This is a genomic window from Cyclobacterium sp. L-R, from assembly GCF_056859355.1.
This window is the reverse complement of sequence record NZ_JBSXOH010000097.1, coordinates 255185-273924: the sequence shown is the minus strand read 5'-3', so window position 1 is coordinate 273924 and position 18740 is coordinate 255185. Positions and strand designations below refer to the sequence as shown.

Here is an 18740-nt window from a genome sequence, read left to right as displayed (position 1 = left end):
TTTTAATTCTCCATTAAAAACCTTCCATAAATGCTTCTATTCATCCCTAGTCTATTTTTATTCTTGTTACAACAAGCAGCACTTCCATCAAAGGATCTCCATAAGCAGAACTATACCATTTATGAAACTGCAACTGGAAACCTACTCTCTCTAGATTCACTGGTAGAAAGGCTAAACAGTGCAGACATTATTGTTTTTGGGGAAGAACATAATGACAGTCTTGGACATGTCCTCCAATATCAGTTGTACAAAAGGTTATTGGAAAGTCATGAATCCGTAACCTTAAGTATGGAGATGTTTGAAAGAGATGTGCAGAGGGTGTTGAATGAATACTTAGCAGGACTGATTACAGAAAGCAAACTTCTACATGCCGGAAAAGCCTGGAATAACTATTCAGCCTATGCGCCAATGGTAAATCTGGCAAAAGATCGTAATCAAAAGGTAGTCGCAGCCAATGTTCCCGGAAGGTATGCCAACATGGTCAGCCGAAAAGGCCTTGGCTCCCTAAACCAACTCGACAGAAAAGCCCGTCATCTGTATGCTAAGGTGAAAATCCCTGAAAAGGCCGATCCCTACCTCGCGAAATTCAATGCAGCAATGGGCGCACATGCCCATAGCATGGGGCCTACAGTTTTTCATGCCCAACTCCTAAGAGATGCCACCATGGCAGAAAGCATACTGAAGGCACACCGAAAAAACCGAAACACGAAAATCCTTCACCTTACGGGCAGGTTCCACAGCGATGAGCGTCTCGGGACTGTCTCGGAATTGAAAAAGAGAAAACGAAAATTAAATCTCGTCACCATTTCCTGCTTTGCTAATCCAAAGGAAGATGACCAAGATTGGAGTACCAACGAAGCACTAGCTGATTTTATCATCCTAACAAATTAAGGGTATTTTGCATTGTTTCTGGCTTTCTAAGCCTAATGTCGGGCAAATGTCGGGTCAAATCCGTTGTAAATACAGGCTGAATCGTTGATTTTTATCAGACATTGCAGCAGAAATAAAACAAGCGACAATTATGGAACAACCAGAATTAGGAAAGAAAATACTTGAGCTTAGAAAAGCCAACGGTCTTACTCAAGAAGAACTGGTCGCCCGTTGTAATATCAATGTGCGAACAATCCAACGGATAGAGGCAGGAGAAGTCACCCCCAGAGGACATACAATTCGCTCTATTTTTGCAGCACTAGATATAGACATTGAGCAATGGCAGAAGAAAACTACTGTTCCAAAAGGCAGTAAAAAAGCTGCTCAATGGATTTTTTTGGCTTTCCTTAGTGGATTGCTGTATTTTTTGTTGGCCTTTTGGGAAGGTTTTATGGACTATCAACTGACCATTTCTATGGATGCTGGTATTTCTCCATGGGAATATACGCCGGTCAAACTAGGCATACTATTGTTCTATTCTTGTTTTATGCTCGGTTTTTATCAGTTAGGACGACTCTGGGAAAATAACTGGATATTACCTGCTTCCTTACTAGGTATCGCTGGAATTGTAATTTGTATTGCCGCAGATCTCTACTTGTTTTATTTGGACGACACCAATGCCATGGCTGTGATGGCCGGTGAATCCATCGTTTTTGGAAGTATTTACTTAGTATTTGGTTATGGACTTGTCAAGTATCAAAAGGAATTTGGCAACATGGCTTTGGTAGCAGGAATTTTAGCCATACTGACCGGATTGGCTTTCATATCTGTTGTTTTGGCCTTGCTGGGTTTGATCTTGCTGGCTGTAAGTGAGGCGCTGGCGCTTGTTGTTTTATACCGTGCTTTTGATAAAGTCCGCAATCAAAAATTCTAAGCACCTATATTCCTCTGTAAATTAAACCAGAAATATGCAATAGACATTCTATTACGTGCTGAAATCGCTTTAAAACCAGCCACTTCGTTGCTGTTTTCAATTTCACCATAGCGATGCTATGCTAAAATCTCCAAACAACCTGATTTTCTTGCGATTGCAACACTTCCCGTAAACACGGGACAGGCTTCACCCCTGACCATTGTCAGGGCGGAGAAATCCTATTTCATAATCCGGGTTAAAAAAGATTAAGCTTGAGTCTATAAGAAATGAAGCCTAAACATTATTGATGTAGCTAGGTGGCTTAATTTTAGCAAAAAAAAAGTGCGGCGATTTAAATATCGCCGCACTTCCTATTATTTGAAGACCTGATTACTTTAGTTTTGTCCAAAAGCTAGGTACATCAGTTTGCATCATGGTTGCCCCTTTATTGAGCCATTCTCTTGCCCATTCTTCATCGGGATTGGCTAGCATATTTCTATCTATCTTTCCTAGTGCATTTATCCAAAGTCTCACCCCATATTTCTTGGCAATTGCCACTGTTTTAGGAGTATAGAAACTTGGGTCTATATGCACTGCCCGAGGATTAAATCTCTTTACAGCTTTTTTTATCTCTTTTGCTTTATACGTTCTAGGCATTATAAAAGCATCTGGAAGACTCTCTTGAAAAGCTGCCAATACATCCCAGTCAGAATCAAAAAACAACAATTCATCCACAACATCCATGGCTTTGACCACCTCAAGAACCTCATCCACCTTATCTGTTTTCATATCCATGTCCACCATGATACGGCCTTTTGTCACCTTTAAAGCTTCTTCCAAGGTAGGGATTTATTCATTGGTAGGCTTACCTTTATGCAACAACTGCAAAGACTGCAAATAACTGTAAGTCAATGTTTCAACATCTCCAGTACCAGTAGTGGTTCTATCTACAGTCTGATCATGCATCAACACCACTACCCCATCTGCAGTCACTCTGATATCAAGTTCTATAATATCCACTCCCATGCGGATGGCTTCTTCGATAGCGATAATACTATTTTCCGGGAAATTTTGATTGGCAGCCCTATGTGCAATCACCATCAAATCATATGAATTAAGAAACTTGTCTTTAATTTCATCGACTTGGGCCAGTCCCAATTGGATGAATAAGAAAAACAATAAAAATGGCGCTAAAATCCTTTTTGTATTCAGGTACATATGTATTTTTTTAATCTATTAGTAAAGTAACACCTAGCTATACCTCAAAAAGCAAAGGCGGGCCATTATTTTTTCAATAATTATATAATCATCAAAAGGCTTAACCAGTAATAAGTAATCGATTTTTAACCGAGAAACAATGGTGATAATTGGTACCTATTGCTCTATGGCACATTTATTATTCGCAAAATCCTCCACCGTAGGATTATAAGCATTCATTTGGGCGGTAAAAATATCCCCTTCACCCTTTTGTGCAACAAAATTCACCAAGGCACATAAATCCACAAGTGAATCATTAGAATAAATCCTTATATCAGCAGATTTGCTTAAGTTATCTAAGCCATCCAGGCTTTTAAGGTTGATATTATTGGTTATCAATATCTGATTGGCTTCCTGCAATTTTTCCAATCCATTCAGATTACTCAGGGATAAGTTGTCAAAAAGTACAAATTGCTCGTTCATGGAAGTCAAGGATTTCAATCCTTCTAAGGAAATCAATCGATCGTTGTTTTTGATGGACAAAATTTTTGAGACAGATTGTAAATTTTCCAAACCTGTCAACTCCTTCAACTGAAGGTTATCTTCAATCTCCAGAAAGTCAATTGTTTGTACATTCTCCAAACCTTTTAGGCTTTCCAGGTCATCATTGTACCGAATGATAAGTCCCGATACTTCCTGTAGATTTTTCAATAGGGACAAATCCTCTACTTCATTGGTATAGTGAATGGCCAAAACGCCATTTATTTTCGTATAATCTTTATCAGCAATGGCCTCAAGATCTGAAAGTGATCGCACTTCCAGGTTCCCTTCATAGACGACAGGCAGTGAAGGCCCTTCCTCTTCTGTACAAGCGAGGATTACAAACAGATAGGCCAACAACAACAATGGTTTTTTCATCACATTCAATTTAAGGAGGCAAAAATAATGGATTTTAATGTTTAGGCCAAAGTATTCGGTTTTATTGAGCCTCCGATTGATTTTACTTGTTTATTTAGACAGTGCCAAATATTATCCCTACGGGTTCCAAACAGTAAAAACCTACACCTCAAGCATTCCTTTTATAACTACTTTATTTCCTTATCTATTCCTACCTTTTCCTTATTGATGATTATTAATTCCTTACCAAGGAATTTAGTTTCCTTATAAGTTACTTATGTTTCCTTACTAAACACCTAGACTCCTTATCAATTTTTATCCATTACTAAATAACCTTTAATACTTCCTTATCATTAATCATATCTTCCTTATTGTTTCTTACCTATTCCTTATTGCTAATATACAATTCCTTAAATCATACCATAAATCCTTATTGACACCATTTAGTTCCTTACCTACATTCTTTCCATCGCGTTAAACCCGGATTATTCAATGGAATTTCTCCGCCCTGACAATGGTCAAGGATGAAGTATGCCCCGACTTTACTGGAAGTGTGCAATTGCAAGAAAATCAGGCTGTTTTGAGTTTTTAGCATTGCATCGCTATGGTGCAATTTAAAACAGCAACGAAGTGACTGATTTTAAAGCGATTTCACCACGTAATAGATTGCATATTTCGAGGTTTAGTAATTTATAGACTTTCATCTAGCCCTTACAAATATGCTAGTATTCCGCCTGCGTCTTAAGAATGATCAACATTGAATTCCATATTAACTTAGAATACCTCCCCTTCAAATTCATCAAAATACAGATATAATTATACATCACTTTTATACAATAACACCAATCCTAGGTTCTATCATTTTTTATTTAGGTCAAAATAACTAAACAAAAATATAATAGTATTAAATAATTATTTATTTGTATTTATTATATTTAAAGTAATTATTTATACATAATAACCACATTATATTTTGTTTTTAGATTCAATTAATTTAACCACACTACTTATGAGAAATGATTTAAGATTTAAGGGCATGGTTTCCCTTATATTTATTTTACTCCTCTTTCTGGAAGAGGTAAAAGCCCAGGATCCAATTGTTCGCGGAACGGTAACGTCCTCGGAAGATGGACAGGTAATTATTGGTGCTACCTTATTATTACAGGGTGGTCAAGCTACAAATCAGGGCACGGTCACAGATGTGAACGGTCAATACAGTCTTTCTGTTCAGGGGCCTGAATCCACACTGGTGATATCTAGTATAGGATACATCTCCCAAACCATAAAAGTGGGAAACAGGTCCGAAATCAATATCCAGTTGGATCCTGATATTAGTGAACTATCAGAAGTAGTGGTAACTGCTTTTGGAATTAAGCGAGAGAAAAAGGCCTTAGGTTATTCTGTTCAGGAAGTGAGTACCGAAGAATTGACCCAAGCAAGAGAACCCAATGTGGTCAACTCCCTCAAAGGGAAAGTAGCTGGCATTCATGTCAACCCTACCTCTGGTGGTCCCGGTGGTTCATCCTATGTAGTCATCCGTGGAAACAGCTCATTAACAGGAAATAACCAACCCTTATACGTAGTGGATGGTATCCCCATTGACAATCAAACCCTTGATCCTGCATCCAGTTTCTCTGGTTATGACTACGGAGATGGAATAGGCAATATCAATCCCGACGACATTGAAAACATTTCTGTATTGAAAGGACCAAGTGCGGCTTCTATGTATGGTGCTCGAGGAGCCAATGGTGTCATTTTGATCACCACTAAGTCAGGAAAAAAAGGACAAGGAATAGGTGTGGAAATCAATTCCAATTACACCTTCGAAACACCAAGTGTAAACCCTACCTTTCAAAACACCTGGGGCGGTGGATATGATGACAATTACAGTGCCTTTGGCACAGAGGAAATCGATGGGCAAGAAACCTTGGTTTGGCCCGGCTGGTTATTGGACCAATGGGGAGGCGCTATGGACGGAAGACCTATTATTTATGATTATGCCAGAGATTGGGGAGTAAAACCATACACCGCTCAGCCTACCGACAATATTGAGAATTTTTACAGGACAGGAACAACAAGCACCAATACAGTCTCTGTGTTTGGAGGAAATGAAACCAGTACCTTAAGGCTTTCATTCTCAAACATGAACAACAAGAGTATTGTACCTAACAACACCCTTGATCGGCAAACCATCACCTTAAGAGGGTCTCATCAGGTTTCTGAAAAGCTGCTCGTAGATGCAAAGATCAACTACACCAGACAAGAAGGCAATAATCGAATTCAAAATGGAATCAGCTTCAGCAGTTTACAATCCAGCTTGGAAGTGATGCCAAGAAGCATAGACCTGGATTGGCTCAGGGACCATACCAAAGCTGATGGGCTTATGTCAAGTTTTAAGCCTGGCTCACCTTATAACCCCTATTGGATTACGGAAAAATTCAAGAACAATGATACCAGAGACCGGGTAATAGGCATGGCTAGGGTAAAATATGATTTTACAGATTGGCTGAGCATACAAGGTAGAACCGGGACAGATTTCTATACCGACAACAGGTTTGCAATGGTTCCTCAGGGAACTCCGGGGGGAACCAATCTTAATGGGCAGGTAAGAAATACCATGTGGCGTGTCAAGGAAGAAAACAATGATGTATTGCTGACCGCTACAGGGGATTTAAGCAGCGATTTCAACGGCACGTTTTCTATAGGCGCCAATCATTTGAACCGAGACCAAGAGGTCGTACAAGTTAGCGGGGAAAACCTTGACATCCCCGATTTGTACCACATCACTAATGCCTCCTTGGTTTTCCCCCGGAATTATCGCATTCAAAAGCAAATGAATTCCGTCTATTTCCAAAGTCAACTGGCTTTCAGAAATTATCTATTTCTTGATATTACGGGAAGAAACGATTGGTCCTCCACTTTAGGAGTGGAAAATCAATCTTTCTTTTACCCCTCCGTTAGTACAAGTTTCGCTTTTACGGATTTCTTGGAAATGGATTCCCCGATCTTTACATTTGGCAAATTTAGGGCATCCTATGCAGAAGCGGGAAATGATGCGGATCCCTATTTGACCAGAGCAGGCTATTCATTGAGTACCCAAACTTTCGACGGCCTTCGCCTGGCATCCATCCGAAGCAATGTTCCCTTAGAGGACTTGAAAAATGAGCTGACTACCTCTTTCGAGCTGGGAATGGATTTAAGGTTTTTCGACAACAGGCTGGGAATTGATTTCACTTATTATACCCAATCCACCACAAACCAAATTCTTCCTGTAGAAATCTCAGCAGCTACTGGTTTCAATACGCGTTTGATCAATGCAGGCGAAATCCGAAATCAAGGTTTGGAATTAATGATCAATGCCAAACTGGTAAAGGCAGGCGATTTTACCTGGGACTTGGGCATCAATGGATCTAGAAACAGGTCTGAAGTGGTATCTCTAGCACCGGGCATAAACAGCCACACCTTATTGAGCGGTACAGGAACAATTGAGGCCAGAGTAGGCCAACCCTATGGTAATATTGTAGGATTTGCTAAAAAGAGAAATGAGGACGGAAGGATTTTGGTATCTGAGCTAGGCAAATGGCAAAGAGCAGATGAAATGACCGTTTTGGGAAATATTCAACCAGATTTTCTAGGTGGCATTACCAATACTTTTTCCTATAAAGGATTTGTTTTAAGTGGAATGCTCGATTTTAGATTAGGAGGTCAGGTTTATTCTTATAGTAAATATGATCAGATGGCCAAAGGCACTGGGAAATTCACAGAAGCAAGGGATACAGAAGATCTTATTGTAGATGGCCTGATAGAAAATGCTGATGGAACATTTACAGAAAATAACATTTCCTTATTGTCTCATCAATATTATGCTGAGCAGGGCCCTTGGGGAGGAATAGCCGAGACCATGGTCATCGATGCTGATTATATGGCTTTAAGGGAAGTTACTTTTGGCTATAATTTTAGCAAAGGATTTTTAAGCAAGACCCCCTTTGTCAATGCCCGCTTATCCATTGTAGGAAGGAACTTGTTGTACTTGTACCGTGACCCTGAATTCAAGTTGATGGGCATCAGCCCCGAAACAGCCTTTAACAGTTCCACGGCGGCCCAAGGAGTAGAAGCACGTGGCCTCCCTACTACCAGAAGCATGGGTTTTAACTTATTTTTGACTTTCTAATCAACTGAGTTATGCAAATAATAAAATTAAACATAAATATAAAAAGCCTTACATCACTATTGGTGCTATTTATGCTAGGCCTTGCCTGTACAGCCGATTTTGACGCCATAAATACGGATCCAACATTGTTGACAGAGGAGAAGGTTCAGCCTGAGACCATTTTTACCAATGTGTTAAAGAGCTCTATCTTTGAATCCTATAACAGTGGGACCATTGGTGAATTTTCAGGATACTTTGCCAATCAGGCAAGTGGCAATATTTTCTCGAATGCGGATTACACCTCCCCTTTCAATTATTACAGGGATTATATCATTAATATTGGTGAAGTCATGCGCCTCACTGCTGACGATCCACAGAAAAATGATCAAAATGCAATGGCCAGGATCTGGAAAGTGTGGTTGTATCATTGGGTTACGGATGCCTATGGAGACATCCCTTACTTTGAAGCTGCACAAGGCGTAGAGAATGTTATTAACCAACCAAAGTACGATACCCAGGAAGAGATTTATACCGATATGCTCAAAGAGTTGAAGGAAGCAGCAGCGCAATTGGGAGCCCAGGGAGATCAATTGTCTTTTGGTAATGCGGATATTCTTTATCAGGGAGATGTAGAAAATTGGAAGAAGTTTGCCAATTCCTTGCGTTTAAGACTAGCCATCAGAGCGAGGTTCGCTAGTCCAACTTTGGCTTCCGAACATATTTCTGATGTAATTAATAGTCCTTTAATTGATGAAAATTCGGAAAACGCCTCATTGCGCACCCTTCCACCAAGTTCATCAGAAAACACGAACAATGTCAATTATATCTGGACCAGAGAATTAACTGCAACTACTCCTATGTTTGTGGGATTTCCCATAATGGATGTAATGATTCCTACCGCCGATCCGAGATTGCCAGTATTGGCCAGTCCTGCACTAGACGGCTCTGGTTCTTTCCGTGGACGACCTATACAATTGCTCCAGGAGGAAAAAGAACCTTATGGACAGGAAATGGTAGCCAGTGTAGGCCCTTTATTAAAAGAGGAAACCTATGATATAATTGTGATGAATGCTGCCGAAGTGCTCTTCCTAAAGGCAGAAGCTGCTTTTGCAGGCATTACTACAGAAGATGCCAATGAGCAATACCTAATGGGTATACAAGCTTCTATGGAACAGTATGCTATTCCAGACACAGACATTCAAGATTTTCTAAATGAAGATACAGGAAGTTTAGTGGGCACTGAAGAGGAGCAATTTGAAAAAATAGTCACTCAAAAATACATTTCCACCTTTTTTCAACACTATCAGGGATGGGCTGAGTTTAGGAGAACCGGATACCCAACCGTATGGATTGGAAGTGATGCGGGTGTTACAAATGGGCAGGTTCCAAGAAGATTGACCTACCCTAACGACGAATACCTGAAAAATGAGGCGAATGTCAAAGCAGCAGCAGATAGAATAGGAGGCGATGAGCTTATGACTACCGTTTGGTGGGATGCTCGTGAAGGTGTACCTTTTACGCATCCACTCCAAGATGTTTTCCCTCCAAATTAAGATTTTTATAGTAATTTACATTAAGTCAGAAGCTGGTAGTGGTTGCCAGCTTCTGACATAAAATTTAAAACTTTTACTTTTATCAATCCCGCAAAATCTTTTCCATCTTCTTACCTTTGGCCAGTTCATCCACCAGCTTGTCTAGCCACCTTACCTGCTGCGTCAACGGATTTGTGATTTCCTCCACCCGATAACCACAGATAACACCTTTAATTTTGTCTACGTTGGGATTTATAGTGGCCTGCCGGAAAAATTCCTTAAAAGTTGCCTTTGTTTCAATAAGCTCCTGAATTCTCTCCTCATTAAACCCTGTGAGCCATTCAATTACCTGATGCAATTCTTCTTTTGTTCTGCCCTTCCGCTCCACCTTTGTTACATAATGTGGGTATACCGTAGCGAATGTCATTTTAGCAATCCGCTCATCGTGGTGACTTGTATCTTTCATAGAATTTTGGGATTTTATGTTCTTTGATAACTATTTTGGTATTGAAGCTGTCGACAATAGTGTGCTTTTGGCAATCCTTAAAAAGACTTGGGACCCAAACCTAACTAAATGCTTTTGGCTTTAGCTTTTGGCCTGCACTTTCAGCAATCTCCAATACTCTTTTTTCTCTGGTTTCTGGTCTTTTAGCCATCGCAATCCATTGTAGTAAGCTTTTCCTGCCAGATTTACTTAAACTATTGAAGAAGTCTCTTGATCCTGAGAATTCATTGAATTTACTTGCTAAATCCGAAGGGACTTCCAGTGTTTCAGCAGCATCCAAGATAGACCATGAGCCATTTCTTTTGGCAATTTCCACGGCTCTTAAGCCTGCCTCCGACATCAAGCCTTTTTCTACTAAAGCTTCAATTTTGTCTTTATTCGTTTTAGACCAGATACTGTTTGCCTTTCTTTTGCTGAAGTATTGTCTATATTTTTCATCATCTATAGGCTTTTTCAGACTATCTATCCAGCCAAACCGCAAAGCTTCGTCTACAGATTCGCTCCAGGTAAGGTTTGGAGTGGGTGATTTTTTCTTATAAACAATGAGCCATACCGCCTCTTTTATTATATGATGGCGTTCTAGCCAATCGCTCCATTCTTCTTTGTTTGTTGGACAGAAATCCTCGATTACTACCTTGGTCATGGTTTTAATTCATTCTTTTAACTATTAGCGATTTTCTTGCATACAATCTTCCAAAATATTTGCCCCGGCTTACCTTTTATACTTTTCGAAGGTTCCATTATTTTCTCTGAATCTTGTAAGCCAAAGTCTCCAAATTCATCCTTTACAGCGTCTAAGTTATAAAAAAACAATTCAACACCATGAGGTGTCAAAAATCGGTTCTTGTCAATCATCGCCCCTTTCCCAAAAGCATGATCATCGGTAGAAATGGCTACAAAAATCATAATACCATTTTCTCTAAGCTGATTGTAACAATCGACAATTAGTTTGGCCCTTTCCTTTTCATCAAGCAAATGAATCAAAGCATAGCAAAAGATCCCATCAAAAACTTCATTGTCAAAAGGCATTTCACTTACTGAGCCATGGTGCACATTGACTTCGCTCCCATAAGTCTTTTTAGCAATTGCAATTGCTGTTTCTGAGATTTCTATTCCGGTTACATAAAAGCCTTTATCCATAAAAGCCTTCGCATTTCTCCCATAGCCAAAGCCGGGAATCAAGATTTTGTGCAAACCATGCTTTTGAAACAACTTAATGGCATCAAATACAGCATCAGCTGGAGCAAATCCCCACATGGACTGCTTGTCCTTGAAGCTCTCCTCCCAAAATTCCGTCATGGTTTAATAATACTACTAATAAAGGTTTTTTAAGTTAATAACTTGAAATAATGAGCAAAGGAAGTAGCTGTTTCCATGGCATTCCATTTTAGTTTAAACCCTATAGACTTTAAATTATTTATCAAAATCCATGGAATTTAAAGCACTTAAAAGTATTTCTTTTTGTTCGTCAGTCGCATATGATATGATTACATTAAAACTAAATTCCTTCAAAATAGTTGAATAATAAATTTGCTTTATTTCAATACCACTATAATTTAATTGAGCTTCCATTTTATGAAACTCTACATTATTAATTGTCTCACTCTCAAACTCTTTAGATAAGTAATCATATTTTAGTTGGCCTTGCTCTATAATTTTTCTCGAGAGAAAAAGGTAATCGCCTCCATTTTTAACTCCTGGTGAATTTTTAATATTTTCAGCAACAACCATAATATTTGAATTATAATCAACTGGAGTGCCCATTTCATATTGAAATGCTACTAACAAATTAGCTACGTTAATCTCAGATGCTTGTAATATGGCTTTCATATTATCATCATCCCCCGCTATTAGATTTCTCCCTGCATCTGAAATAAGTTCAGTTTGTTCTTTTGATTGCACTACCCAACCTTCGGGCAATTTAATTTTAAAATCAAAATAATCATTTTGATAGACTCCACTTTCTACGTTTCCATAATCAAAATTATCCATATTGCTATTATTCTCACAACCTGTTGTCATTATAACAATGATAAATAATCCGATCAAATGATTTAAAAACTTCATTTTCTATATATTTTATATCTGAATAATTTACTTGTACTGAAATGATTCTTACAAAGAACAATTTCCCAAATTTACCAACCACACATCATATTTTAATGGCTCTTTTCTAAAAATTAAGTTCTTTATACTTTCTAATATTTAGTAATGGAGTTGGCTATAAGACTACTTAAAATAGTTCTCCAAATTTTTAAAATTAAAAATATTTAAATTTGGTTTCAATTTAAATAAACTTCCTAAAGATTGCTATAATTAATAATTTTAAAACTTTTAACTAACTCATCTACAGCATTAATGTAATCATGGGTTTACCAAAAATTTCGCTAGGAATAATATTCTAACCTAGTAGTTTTAAAACCAACCCACCTACATGTAGTATCTAGTCACTATCTGATAGCGTTTATTATTATATTTATCACCAAATTAATAACTATTCTCCTAATTGAACTAGTTCTTTTTATCTTATTTAATGTAAAGTATTCGGATCAATTAAAACTACTTATAAAATATCGTTACTGCAAAGTGGGGAAAAATCACTAATTCCTCACATAATTATAATAAATCAGTTTGTTAAAGAAATCTGGTTAAACCAAAAATATGGAATTGATCCTCTATTACATAATATTACCTTTTCAAATCAGCCACTTTGATGCTATTTCCATATCGCTATAGCAACCCTATACCTCAGTCTCAAAATAGATTGATTTTCTTGGGGTTACCCCCTTCTTAAGAAAGTTTAGGGCCGTCAATAAGAGCTCTATCACATAATCCAGATAATACAAAAACCGATTTGGTAATTAAAAATACTCTAACAGAAATCGCCTTGCATTTTAACGTGTATTTTCCTTATTTGGGAAGGTTTACCTTAAATTCCTTCCTAAAATAACTACCCATCATGAAAAAAACCATCCTAAGCTTCAGCTTTTACCTGGTATTTACCGGAATTATCATAGCACAAAGCAGCTACCGCCCTGATCTCTTTTTTAGGGAAGATTGGAAAGAAACACCCGCAGAAATACCTGTCAACCAAAACCATGTGCAAAATGAGAATTTAACCGTACAATTATATGGACCGGGAAAAGATGTAATCAAAAAAAGCAACCATGAAAAACCCGTAGACGATCCTTTTTACATCTGGTCAGGTTTATGCGAGGGCAACTGGATGCTAAGCCTTAAACACCGCCAACAAAACGTAGACCTTACAGGTTTTGCCAAAGTGAAATTTCGCTCCAAACAAGTAGGTCTAAGAGAACTTAGAATTTCCCTGAAACTGGCTGATGGAAAGTGGCTGGTAAGTGACCAATCTGCCGGCGCTTCTAAAGACTGGCGCATCTGGGAATTCAATATACAGGACATCAACTGGCACCACCTGGACCCTACAGGCATAGTAGCCATAGGTCCGGCAACTGATCCAGACTTATCGAATGTGGAAGAAATAGGCTTTACCGATTTAATGCCTGGAGGACAATCCAAAGCCTGCTCAAGACTGGACTGGATAGAAGTTCATGGTCGACCGGTGATAAGGTAATTCTTGACTTAAGCTTACACCCAATATCATAGGAGAATCGTCATTCCGAGACCTAACATTTTCGAAATGCAGCAATCCAACGACAATACCCAATGTCGCACCTCAGTGGGGTGCAATATTTGTAGCCCTGGGAAAGCCGACGCAGGAGATGCGACCAGTTTTTGACATTTCGCTCACGATAAACATTTGTGCACCTTCCTCGTATTTATTTCGATTTTCGGTACCAATCTTACCATGTTCAAGTTCGATTAGCTCATCAAATGTATTTATATTATTATAATCTTTCATTATTTCTTTATCAAAATACTGATGCATTAACCTACTTGCTTTGTCTATTTCTTTTTTCGGTGTTTTTTGGGTCTTTTTCTTGAACATTAGAAAGGATCACTGATTGCATCAATTAAAATAAGAAAATTTAGGGAATAAATCACCAATAGAATAAAGATAAAAAAGCAGCTTAATGGCTATTTTAATAGATAAATCCTGTGTTGGAAATACCCAGTATTGTCTTTACTGAGTTAAAAATTTCCCTACTAACCCCCTGGAATCAATTCATTTTGTTTATATTATTAACCAGTAAATGTTAATTATATAAACAAAATGCACCTTAACTGCCACAGTTACTACAGCTTCAAGTATGGCACTCTCTCTGTTGAGGAGCTCGTATTGGAAGCAAAAAAGAAAAAACTTGATGCCCTGGCCCTGACAGATATCAATAGCTGTTCAGGGGTGTTTCCTTTTATCCGAGAGGCCCAAAAAAATGGCATTCACCCGGTCATAGGAATAGATTTTCGCAATGGCAGCAAGCAGCAATTTATCGGTTTGGCTAAAAACCAGGAAGGTTTTTATGAACTGAACAAGTACCTCTCCCACCACCTGATGAACAAATTGCCTTTTCCCGAAAGGGCACCGGTATTCGATCACAGTGTGGTAATCTACCCTTTTACTGAAACTTTCTTTGCCCTGAAGGAGAATGAATACCTTGGCATACATCCTTCGCAACTCAATCGGCTTCCCTACAGTCCATGGGCCAAACACAAAGAGCGGCTGGTGCTTTTACAACCGGTTTCCTTCGCCAGCAAAACAGCCTTTAATGCCCACCGCCTATTGCGGGCCATGGATGGCAATACCCTGCTCAGCAAACTCCCTCTCAACGAACAGGGAGATCCTACAGATCGGTTTTATGGCTATGCTGATATGGTTGGGCGTTGCGAAGGACACAGTTACCTGATTTACAATTCTCAAAAGCTTCTGGAGCAGTGCCAATTTTCCTTTTATTTTCAAGCTGTAAAAAACCGTAGAGACATTCTGGGATCTGACTGGGAAGACTTTGATTACCTGCGACAGGAAACCTACAAAGGCGCCCTTCGCCGCTATGGTAGTCTGGATGAAACCAAAGAAAAACGCATCATTAAAGAACTGGAGATTATCCAACAAAAAGGCTTTGTTTCTTACTTTCTTATCAATTATGACATTGTCAATTTTGCACAGCACAAAAACTTCTTCTATGTAGGCCGGGGCAGTGGGGCCAATAGCATCGTGGCTTATTGCCTGGCCATTACAGATGTGGACCCCATTGAGCTGGACCTGTATTTCGAACGTTTTATCAACCTTTACCGGGAAAACCCACCTGATTTTGACCTTGATTTTTCCTGGAAAGACCGGGATGAAATCACCCACTATATATTCGACACCTATAACCAACCCAAACAGGACCATGTCTGTCTACTGGCTACATTTAACACCTTCCAATACAATTCCGTACTGAGAGAACTGGGAAAGGTCTTTGGCCTACCCAAATCGGAAATAGAATCCCTGATCTACTATGGTGACAAGCTAGACAGTAGCAATTACATTCCCGACCAATACGGCAAACTGATTTATCAATATGCCAAAGTGATCCGCAATATGCCCTCTCATTTGAGCATACATGCCGGAGGAATACTGATTTCCCACAAGCCCATTCACTATTACACCGCTACTGAGTTGCCACCGAAGGGCTTTGCTACTTCCCAGTTTGACATGCATGTGGCTGAAGACATAGGCTTGCATAAATTCGACATTCTCAGCCAAAGGGGTCTTGGCCACATTAAAAGTGCACTGGAGCTGATTCATACAAATCAGGGAAAAACAGTGGATATCCGTCAGGTAGCTGCATTTAAGAAAGACCCTGCCATCAAAGCACATCTTCGTGAAGGCCGTACCATCGGGGCATTCTATGTAGAATCTCCCGCCATGCGTATGTTGCTGGCCAAAATGAAAGCCGATGAATACCTGGAGTTGGTAGCTGCCAGTTCCATCATTCGTCCTGGTGTGGCTCGTTCGGGTATGATGCGGGAATACATTCTGAGACATGTAAATCCCGCCCGTAGGGAAAGGGCTCATCCTGTATTGAATGACATCATGCCTGAAACTTACGGCATCATGGTCTATCAGGAAGATGTGATCAAAGTGGCTCACCATTTTGCTGGGCTCACACTGAGTGAAGCGGATGTCCTCCGAAGGGGAATGAGTGGCAAATCCCGCTCAAAAGGAGCCTTACAAAGAGTCAAAGATCGTTTTTTTTCCAATTGTCAAGAAATGGGCAGGGATGCAACAGTCACCGGAGAAGTTTGGCATCAGATCGAGAGTTTTGCCGGATACTCCTTTGCCAAGGGGCATTCGGCCTCTTTTGCTGTGGAAAGCTATCAAAGCCTGTACCTGAAGGCCCATTATCCTCTGGAATTTATGGTGGCCGTTATCAATAATTTTGGTGGTTTTTACCATACAGAATTTTACATACACGAGCTGCGAATGAATGGCGCAGATGTACAGGCCCCACACCTGAATGAAAGCGACTATTTCACCAATATCAAGGGAAAAACAGTTTACTTGGGCTTTGTACACATGAAATACCTGCAACAAGAAACCTCCAAAAGGCTATTGGCTGAAAGGCAAAAGGCTGGCCCCTATGCTGGACTGACTGATTTTATCTCTAGGGTAGATATCAGTCTGGAGCAAGTGCTGATTCTGATCCGAATCGGTTGCTTTCGTTTTACAGGGAAGAGCAAACAAGAGAGTTTATGGGAAGCCCATTTTATCATGCACCGCAAAAAAAGTCCTGTTGGTGGAAGTCATCGTTTATTTGCCAATGCGGGCTTCCGTGAGCTAAAGGCGCCCGTGCTGGAAGATTTGGACCTGAGACAGGAGATTATCGATCAACTGGAGATTCTGGAATTCCCGTTAATCAGCCCTTTCCACTTGGTGAAAGATCAGAAAACTTCGGGAATTGCTGCATTGGAAATGAAGCAATTCCTGGGCAAGCGTGTACAGCTTATTGGCTACTTGGTCACGGTCAAGTACACGCGTACCGTTAAGGGAGATATAATGAATTTCGGCACTTTTATAGACAAAGATGGGCACTGGATAGACACGGTCCATTTCCCTCCGGTGGTAAAAAAAACACCTCTAAAAGGGCGGGGCATCTACCTTATCAAAGGAAAGGTAACTGAGGAGTTTGACTTTTACAGCATAGAAGTAAGCAGTTGCGAAAGGATGGCCTACTGGAATGCCGAGGATTAACCTTAGAAAAACGAGGACGGTAATCACTTCTATACAAGCGTTCTAGGCCAATCCTCCCTTAGCATTTGATCATTCCCTTTAAAATGAATAAAACCTTATTTGAAATGGAATATCGCTAAATTTTAATTAACTTAATAGTTCAATCATTTTACTATGAAAAAGACAATCCTACTACAAATCTGTTTGATCAATTGCTTTTTCTCATGTGGATCCAAAGATAATGACAACCTCTCAGACACTTCCTACGCTTTAGAAATAGTGGATTCAGTACAGGTGGATTTTCTAGGAAACCTGCAACTTTATGCCGTTCACTCCACTAAAGATTTATTTCTTTTCCATGAATTCCAGCAAAATCAATTCATCCTCACGGATAAAAACGGGGAGGTTCTTTCCACCTTCAATCAACCGGGCGATGCGCCCAGCTCCTATGGCAATACCGCTTGTTCCGCTACTTTTGTAGGAGACAGTATTGTTGTCATGGGGAGACAAAAGCTGGTGATATATAACCTTGATTTTGACTATATTAAAAGTCATCAGAAACCCTATGCAGGTCAAGGTATGACTTACTCCGGCTTTGATCATTTGCATAAGGTCAATATAGGCGATGAAACCAACCTAGTTGCCTTTACCGGAGGAGCCCAACATCCAGTCGCAACAAATCAGGAGGACTATTACAACCATTTCAACACCTTTGACCTTATCAGCCTTGATTCAGGGGGCTACGTACCCATTACTCCCCTGCATCCTAAAAGCAGGTACAAACAGGGTAAGGCTTTTAATTTTATCAGGCCAATGTTTCAGGTGAATGAAGACAAGATTCATTTTGTTTTTGCCACAGACACCTTATTTCATACCCATGACCTGAGCAAAGCGGAAAATGGATTAACCGTGGAAGGTATCCCATTTGATGATTTTATCCTTAATCCGGGATACCCGTTTGGGGGAAGTGAAGATTACGACACTCCTAAGCCTAGGAAAGGTGAAGTAGAAAGCTATTTTAAGGTGGATGAGAAAGACCTGATCCTTTATCGGTCCGGATTGTCTCTTGATGTTATCATTGCCAACAAAACGGCCACCCAGGAGGATGCCAAAAAAATTAACGCCCGATTGAACCCCTTAAAATTTCTGGTAAGAGAAGCTGAAGGGGTATACAGCGAAGTCGGCCTCTGTCCCACCAATTTTACCCCTACACATGTAGATGGTAAAAATCGGTTGTGGGCGCGACAGCATGTTGAGCTTTTGGATCAGGAGCCTGAATTCTATACCATCTATCAGGTAGCATTGGTGCCGCAGTAGAAGTAATTGCTGGAAATAGCTAGAGAATTAATAACCCCAAAAAGGGTACTTAGTGACGATATAATAAATTTAGGCCTATTTTAACTCGAAATCAGGTTGCTAGCACTGGTTATAAACAGATTTTTTGATTTTAAATGATATTTTTACAAATCACATCCAAAAAGTCGGATAAGATCCAATCGATGAATTTTGGAACCGCTAGCGATGTGAAATACATCATCCAATAA

General features: G+C 39.6%; 15 protein-coding genes. 7 read left to right on the top strand and 8 right to left on the bottom strand.

Going from position 1 to position 18740, the window contains the following annotated elements:
- The first annotated feature begins 30 nt into the window (after positions 1-30).
- Both AC13EX_RS22780 and AC13EX_RS22775 read left to right on the top strand, forming a co-directional pair.
- Positions 31-891 carry a ChaN family lipoprotein gene (locus tag AC13EX_RS22780; protein ID WP_482894473.1) on the top strand — a complete coding sequence of 287 codons (861 nt, stop codon included), beginning with the start codon at positions 31-33 and terminating at the stop codon, positions 889-891.
- A 130-nt stretch (positions 892-1021) separates the two neighbouring features.
- On the top strand, positions 1022-1804 hold the full coding sequence (locus AC13EX_RS22775; protein WP_482894472.1) for a helix-turn-helix domain-containing protein: 783 nt from the start codon (positions 1022-1024) through the stop codon (positions 1802-1804).
- A gap of 369 nt (positions 1805-2173) precedes the next feature.
- Here AC13EX_RS22775 and AC13EX_RS22770 read toward each other — a convergent pair whose 3' ends face one another.
- From AC13EX_RS22770 to AC13EX_RS22760, 3 genes are all read right to left on the bottom strand, one after another.
- Positions 2174-2623: a glycerophosphodiester phosphodiesterase gene (locus tag AC13EX_RS22770; protein WP_482894471.1), complete on the bottom strand. Its 450-nt coding sequence runs from the start codon at positions 2621-2623 to the stop codon at positions 2174-2176.
- A 9-nt stretch (positions 2624-2632) separates the two neighbouring features.
- Positions 2633-3001: a glycerophosphodiester phosphodiesterase family protein gene (locus AC13EX_RS22765; protein WP_482894470.1), complete on the bottom strand. Its 369-nt coding sequence runs from the start codon at positions 2999-3001 to the stop codon at positions 2633-2635.
- Between the two features lie 156 nt (positions 3002-3157).
- Positions 3158-3898 (bottom strand): hypothetical protein, encoded by a 741-nt coding sequence (locus AC13EX_RS22760; RefSeq protein WP_482894469.1) that lies wholly within the window; start codon positions 3896-3898, stop codon positions 3158-3160.
- 988 nt (positions 3899-4886) lie between these two features.
- Between AC13EX_RS22760 and AC13EX_RS22755 the strand changes: the two genes are divergently transcribed.
- Complete coding sequence (locus AC13EX_RS22755) at positions 4887-8048, top strand: SusC/RagA family TonB-linked outer membrane protein (RefSeq protein WP_482894468.1); 3162 nt, start codon at positions 4887-4889, stop codon at positions 8046-8048.
- A gap of 11 nt (positions 8049-8059) precedes the next feature.
- Complete coding sequence (locus AC13EX_RS22750) at positions 8060-9580, top strand: SusD/RagB family nutrient-binding outer membrane lipoprotein (protein ID WP_482894467.1); 1521 nt, start codon at positions 8060-8062, stop codon at positions 9578-9580.
- An 82-nt stretch (positions 9581-9662) separates the two neighbouring features.
- Here the strand turns inward: AC13EX_RS22750 and AC13EX_RS22745 are convergent, their stop codons facing one another.
- The 4 genes from AC13EX_RS22745 to AC13EX_RS22730 all read right to left on the bottom strand — a co-directional run bounded on the left by AC13EX_RS22745 (position 9663) and on the right by AC13EX_RS22730 (position 12131).
- Positions 9663-10025, bottom strand: coding sequence for a DUF2200 domain-containing protein (locus tag AC13EX_RS22745; RefSeq protein WP_482894466.1), 363 nt, complete (start codon positions 10023-10025; stop codon positions 9663-9665).
- A 100-nt stretch (positions 10026-10125) separates the two neighbouring features.
- Positions 10126-10707, bottom strand: coding sequence for a YdeI/OmpD-associated family protein (locus AC13EX_RS22740; RefSeq protein WP_482894465.1), 582 nt, complete (start codon positions 10705-10707; stop codon positions 10126-10128).
- A gap of 17 nt (positions 10708-10724) precedes the next feature.
- The gene (locus tag AC13EX_RS22735) at positions 10725-11363 is read right to left on the bottom strand and encodes a class I SAM-dependent methyltransferase (protein WP_482894464.1); all 639 of its coding nucleotides are present in this window, start codon (positions 11361-11363) and stop codon (positions 10725-10727) included.
- Positions 11364-11477: 114 nt separating this feature from the next.
- Complete coding sequence (locus AC13EX_RS22730; protein ID WP_482894463.1) at positions 11478-12131, bottom strand: hypothetical protein; 654 nt, start codon at positions 12129-12131, stop codon at positions 11478-11480.
- 892 nt (positions 12132-13023) lie between these two features.
- On the opposite strand from AC13EX_RS22730, the gene AC13EX_RS22725 reads away from it, so the two are divergent.
- Positions 13024-13656, top strand: a complete 633-nt coding sequence (locus AC13EX_RS22725; RefSeq protein ID WP_482894462.1) for a hypothetical protein — start codon at positions 13024-13026, stop codon at positions 13654-13656.
- Positions 13657-13758: 102 nt separating this feature from the next.
- Here the strand turns inward: AC13EX_RS22725 and AC13EX_RS22720 are convergent, their stop codons facing one another.
- Entirely contained in the window at positions 13759-14031 is a 273-nt protein-coding gene (locus AC13EX_RS22720) for a hypothetical protein (RefSeq protein WP_482894461.1), read from the bottom strand.
- 225 nt (positions 14032-14256) lie between these two features.
- Here AC13EX_RS22720 and AC13EX_RS22715 point away from each other — a divergent pair, with 225 nt between their 5' ends.
- Together AC13EX_RS22715 and AC13EX_RS22710 are read left to right on the top strand one after the other, a co-directional pair.
- A complete protein-coding gene (locus AC13EX_RS22715) occupies positions 14257-17217 on the top strand; it encodes a DNA polymerase III subunit alpha (protein ID WP_482894460.1) in 2961 nt (986 codons plus the stop codon).
- Positions 17218-17370: 153 nt separating this feature from the next.
- Complete coding sequence (locus AC13EX_RS22710; RefSeq protein WP_482894459.1) at positions 17371-18513, top strand: hypothetical protein; 1143 nt, start codon at positions 17371-17373, stop codon at positions 18511-18513.
- The last annotated feature ends 227 nt before the right edge of the window (positions 18514-18740 follow it).

What these genes read in the sequence shown, in the direction of transcription:
- AC13EX_RS22715 (WP_482894460.1), top strand. Translation starts at nt 14,257, where the DNA reads ATGCACCTTAACTGCCACAGTTACTACAGCTTCAAGTATGGCACTCTC.
- AC13EX_RS22760 (WP_482894469.1), bottom strand. Translation starts at nt 3,898, where the DNA reads ATGAAAAAACCATTGTTGTTGTTGGCCTATCTGTTTGTAATCCTCGCT.
- AC13EX_RS22710 (WP_482894459.1), top strand. Translation starts at nt 17,371, where the DNA reads ATGAAAAAGACAATCCTACTACAAATCTGTTTGATCAATTGCTTTTTC.
- AC13EX_RS22755 (WP_482894468.1), top strand. Translation starts at nt 4,887, where the DNA reads ATGAGAAATGATTTAAGATTTAAGGGCATGGTTTCCCTTATATTTATT.
- AC13EX_RS22765 (WP_482894470.1), bottom strand. Translation starts at nt 3,001, where the DNA reads ATGTACCTGAATACAAAAAGGATTTTAGCGCCATTTTTATTGTTTTTC.
- AC13EX_RS22740 (WP_482894465.1), bottom strand. Translation starts at nt 10,707, where the DNA reads ATGACCAAGGTAGTAATCGAGGATTTCTGTCCAACAAACAAAGAAGAA.
- AC13EX_RS22725 (WP_482894462.1), top strand. Translation starts at nt 13,024, where the DNA reads ATGAAAAAAACCATCCTAAGCTTCAGCTTTTACCTGGTATTTACCGGA.
- AC13EX_RS22720 (WP_482894461.1), bottom strand. Translation starts at nt 14,031, where the DNA reads ATGTTCAAGAAAAAGACCCAAAAAACACCGAAAAAAGAAATAGACAAA.
- AC13EX_RS22780 (WP_482894473.1), top strand. Translation starts at nt 31, where the DNA reads ATGCTTCTATTCATCCCTAGTCTATTTTTATTCTTGTTACAACAAGCA.
- AC13EX_RS22775 (WP_482894472.1), top strand. Translation starts at nt 1,022, where the DNA reads ATGGAACAACCAGAATTAGGAAAGAAAATACTTGAGCTTAGAAAAGCC.
- AC13EX_RS22750 (WP_482894467.1), top strand. Translation starts at nt 8,060, where the DNA reads ATGCAAATAATAAAATTAAACATAAATATAAAAAGCCTTACATCACTA.
- AC13EX_RS22745 (WP_482894466.1), bottom strand. Translation starts at nt 10,025, where the DNA reads ATGAAAGATACAAGTCACCACGATGAGCGGATTGCTAAAATGACATTC.
- AC13EX_RS22735 (WP_482894464.1), bottom strand. Translation starts at nt 11,363, where the DNA reads ATGACGGAATTTTGGGAGGAGAGCTTCAAGGACAAGCAGTCCATGTGG.
- AC13EX_RS22730 (WP_482894463.1), bottom strand. Translation starts at nt 12,131, where the DNA reads ATGAAGTTTTTAAATCATTTGATCGGATTATTTATCATTGTTATAATG.